This is a genomic window from Streptacidiphilus monticola (assembly GCF_042658505.1).
GTDB lineage: Bacteria > Actinomycetota > Actinomycetes > Streptomycetales > Streptomycetaceae > Streptacidiphilus > Streptacidiphilus monticola.
Genome location: NZ_JBHSQJ010000012.1, coordinates 1 through 3,991 on the forward strand (window position 1 = coordinate 1; position 3,991 = coordinate 3,991).

Here is a 3,991-nt window from a genome sequence, read left to right on the forward strand (position 1 = left end):
GGGGGCCGGAGCGGCGGGGGCCGGGGCGGCAGCGGGGGCCGGCGTGGCCGGGGCGGGGGCGGCGGCCGGAGCGGCGCCGGGGGCGCCGATGACGGCCAGCTTGGCGCCGACCTCGGCGACCTCGTCCTCGCCGACCAGGATCTCCAGCAGCACACCGCCGACCGGGGCCGGGATCTCGGTGTCGACCTTGTCGGTGGAGACCTCGAGCAGCGGCTCGTCGACCTCGATGGTGTCGCCGACCGACTTCAGCCAGCGGGTGACGGTGCCCTCGGTGACGGACTCGCCGAGCGCGGGCAGGGTGACCGGGGTGCCCTGGGCGCCGCCGGCCGGAGCCGCAGCGGGGGCGGCGGGAGCCTCGGCCACGGGGGCCGGAGCGGCCGGGGCCTCGGCAACGGGCGCGGCGGGAGCGGGAGCTGACGCCTGCTCAGCGGCCGGGGCGGGGGCGGCGACCGGAGCGCCGGAGCCGTCGTCGATGACCGCCAGCTCGGCGCCGACCTCGACGGTCTCGTCCTCGGCGACCTTGATGGAGGCCAGAACGCCGGAGGCGGGCGCGGGGATCTCGGTGTCGACCTTGTCGGTCGAGACCTCGAGCAGCGGCTCGTCGACCTCGACACGCTCGCCTTCGGCCTTGAGCCAACGGGTGACGGTGCCCTCGGTCACGCTCTCGCCGAGTGCGGGCAGTGTTACTGAGACCGCCATGGTTTCAGTTGCTCCTTGTGGTGCGTGCGGATGGATTGGCGTGTGACGAGGGAGACGTCAGTCGTGATTGTGCAGCGGCTTGCCCGCGAGAGCGAGGTGCGCCTCGCCGAGAGCCTCGTTCTGGGTGGGGTGCGCGTGGATCAGCTGCGCGACCTCGGAGGGCAGGGCCTCCCAGTTGTAGATCAGCTGGGCCTCGCCGACCTGCTCGCCCATGCGCTCGCCGACCATGTGGACGCCGACCACGGCGCCGTCCTTGACCTGGACCAGCTTGATCTCACCGGCGGTCTTGAGGATCTTGCTCTTGCCGTTGCCGGCCAGGTTGAACTTGGCGGTGACGACCTTGTCGTCGCCGTAGATCTCCTTGGCCTTGGCCTCGGTGATGCCGACGGAGGCGACCTCGGGGTTGCAGTAGGTGACGCGCGGCACGCCGTCGTAGTCGATCGGGACGACCTTCTGGCCGGCCAGGCGCTCGGCCACCAGAATGCCCTCGGCGAAGCCGACGTGGGCCAGCTGCAGGGTCGGGATCAGGTCGCCGACCGCGGAGATGGTGGGGACGTTGGTCTGCAGGTACTCGTCGACCAGGACGTAGCCGCGGTCCATGGCGACCCCGGCCTCCTCGTAGCCCAGGCCCTGGGAGACCGGGCCGCGGCCGACGGCCACCAGCATGATCTCGGCCTCGACCTGCTTGCCGTTCTCCAGCGAGGCGCGGACACCGGTCTCGGTGTACTCGACGCCGGCGAAGCGGGCGCCCAGCTCGAACTTGATGCCGCGCTTGCGGAAGGCGCGCTCCAGCAGCTTGGAGGAGTTCTCGTCCTCGAGCGGGGCCAGGTGCGGCAGCGCCTCGATGATCGTGACCTCGGCGCCGAACGAGCGCCAGACGGAGGCGAACTCGACGCCGATCACGCCGCCGCCGAGGACGATCGCGGACTTCGGCACGCGGTCCAGCTTCAGCGCGTGGTCGGAGGAGATGACCCGGTCGCCGTCGATGGTCAGGCCCGGCAGCGACTTCGGCACGGAGCCGGTGGCCAGGACGACGTGGCGGCCGGTGTAGCGCTGGCCGTTGACGTCGACGGAGGTGGGGGAGGAGAGGCGGCCCTCGCCCTCCACGTAGGTGATCTTGCGGCTGGCGACCAGGCCCTGCAGGCCCTTGTAGAGGCCGGAGATGACGCCGTCCTTGTAGGCGTGCACCGCGTTGATGTCGATGCCCTCGAAGGTGGCCTTCACGCCGAAGCCCGCGGCCTCGCGGGTCTGGTCGGCGACCTCGCCGGCGTGCAGCAGCGCCTTGGTCGGGATGCAGCCCTGGTGCAGGCAGGTGCCGCCGAGCTTGTTCTTCTCGATCAGCGCGACCTGGAGGCCCAGCTGAGCTGCCCGCAGCGCCGCGGCGTAACCGCCGCTTCCGCCTCCGAGAATGACTACGTCGAAAACGGTGCTGGCGTCGTTCGCCACGTCACGTCCTCCATGCAAAGGGGTGCGGATCGTCCCGGTCGATCGCCGGCCGGGACTTGTTCTCCCTTGTGGGGAGACCAGTCGTGCCGGAGATACATCCTCGCACTTGTTGTTGGCTGGTGATGTCCGGGGCCGTTCCCTGGACAGGCCCCCGGCGGGGGTGACGGCCCGTCAGGGCGGCGCGGCCGGGTGGTTTCCGCAGGTCGAGAGCGCAATTCCGGCCTGAGGAACCGCTGCTGGGCCACCCTCGTCCACGGCTTTCCGACGGACGGTCGGAAACCCGTTCGCTGCAGGCGAACACGGTGAAACGAAAAAGCGGGGCCTACCTGCTGGTAGGCCCCACTGCGGCGGAGAACTGAGGCCGCGTCAGCGGCCCGCCGTCAGACCAGCTCGCCCGCGGCGGCGCGCTCGGCCAGCTCGACCAGGGTCCGCACGGCGGTGCCGGTGCCGCCCTTGGGGGTGTAGCCGAAGGGGCCGCCCTCGTTGAAGGCCGGGCCGGCGATGTCCAGGTGCGCCCAGGCGATGCCCTCGCCGACGAACTCCTGCAGGAACAGGCCGGCGACCAGGCCGCCGCCCATGCGCTCGCCCATGTTGGCGATGTCCGCGGTGCTGGAGTCCATGCCCTTGCGCAGGTGCTTCGGCAGCGGCATCGGCCAGGCCGGCTCGCCGACGGCGGTCGCGGCGGCGAAGACCTTCTCGCGGAACTCGTCCTGGTTGGCCATGATGCCGAAGGTCTGCGAGCCCAGCGCGATCATCATGGCGCCGGTCAGCGTGGCCACGTCCACGATGACGTCCGGGTTCTCCTCGCCCGCGCGCACGATGGCGTCCGCCAGCACCAGCCGGCCCTCGGCGTCGGTGTTGAGGACCTCGACGGTCTTGCCGCCGTACATCTTCAGCACGTCACCGGGGCGGGTGGCCGAACCGGAGGGCATGTTCTCCGCGAGCGCCAGCCAGCCGGTCACGTTGACCTGCAGGCCGAGCTTGGCCGCGGCCAGCACCGCGCCGAAGACGGCGGCGGCGCCGGACATGTCGCACTTCATGGTCTCGTTGTGGCCGGCCGGCTTGAGCGAGATGCCGCCCGAGTCGTAGGTGATGCCCTTCCCGACGAAGGCGAGCGAGGCGCGGGCCTTCGGGTGGGTGTAGCCGATCCGCACCAGGCGCGGCGGGCGGGCGGAGCCGCCGCCGACGCCGAGCAGGCCGCCGTAGCCGCCCTTGGTCAGCGCCTTGTCGTCGAGCACCTCGACCTTGAGGCCGTTCTCCTTGCCCGCGGCCTGGACCAGGGCCGCGAAGGAGGCCGGGTACAGGTCGTTCGGGGGAGTGTTGATCAGGTCGCGGGTGCGGTTGATCTCCTCCGCGATCACGGTCGCGCGCTCGACGGCCGCCTTGGCCGCCTTGTCGCCGCGCTTGCCGCCGACGATCGCGATCTCGCCCAGGGGGGCCTTCGCGTCGGCCTTGGCGGCCTCGCTGCGGAAGGCGGTGAAGGTGTAGGCGCCCAGCAGCGCGCCCAGGGCCACGGCCTCGACGGCGTCCGCGTCCGCGACGGGGAGCGCGAAGGCGGCCTTCTTGGAGCCGTGCAGGGTACGGGCGGCCGTGCCGGCCGCGCGACGCAGCGCCTCGGCGTCGTACCCGCCGTCCTCGGCCTCGGCGCCGAGGCCGACCGCGAGCACCAGGCCGGCCTTGATCCCGGCCGGGGCCGGGACCTTGACCGCCTCGTCCTGGGCGCCGGTGGCGCCCAGGGTGGTGAGGATGTCGGCGAGCTTGCCGTCGAACGCCTCGTCGACCGCCTCGGAGCCCGGCGCGAGCACCAGGCCCTCGGCGCCCTTCGCCACGGCCACGACAACGGCGT

3 protein-coding genes are annotated in these 3,991 nt (G+C 72.1%); all 3 read right to left on the minus strand.

Annotation, left to right across the window (positions count from 1 at the left end; translation table 11 throughout):
* Positions 1-699 (minus strand): biotin/lipoyl-containing protein (locus tag ACFP3V_RS04025; protein ID WP_380579747.1); only part of this gene is annotated, 699 nt, incomplete at its 3' end.
* Positions 700-756: 57 nt separating this feature from the next.
* Positions 757-2,145 carry a dihydrolipoyl dehydrogenase gene (gene lpdA, locus ACFP3V_RS04030; RefSeq protein ID WP_380579749.1) on the minus strand — a complete coding sequence of 463 codons (1,389 nt, stop codon included), beginning with the start codon at positions 2,143-2,145 and terminating at the stop codon, positions 757-759.
* Positions 2,146-2,525: 380 nt separating this feature from the next.
* On the minus strand, positions 2,526-3,991 hold a 1,466-nt coding region (locus tag ACFP3V_RS04035; protein WP_380579751.1), incomplete at its 5' end, for a leucyl aminopeptidase.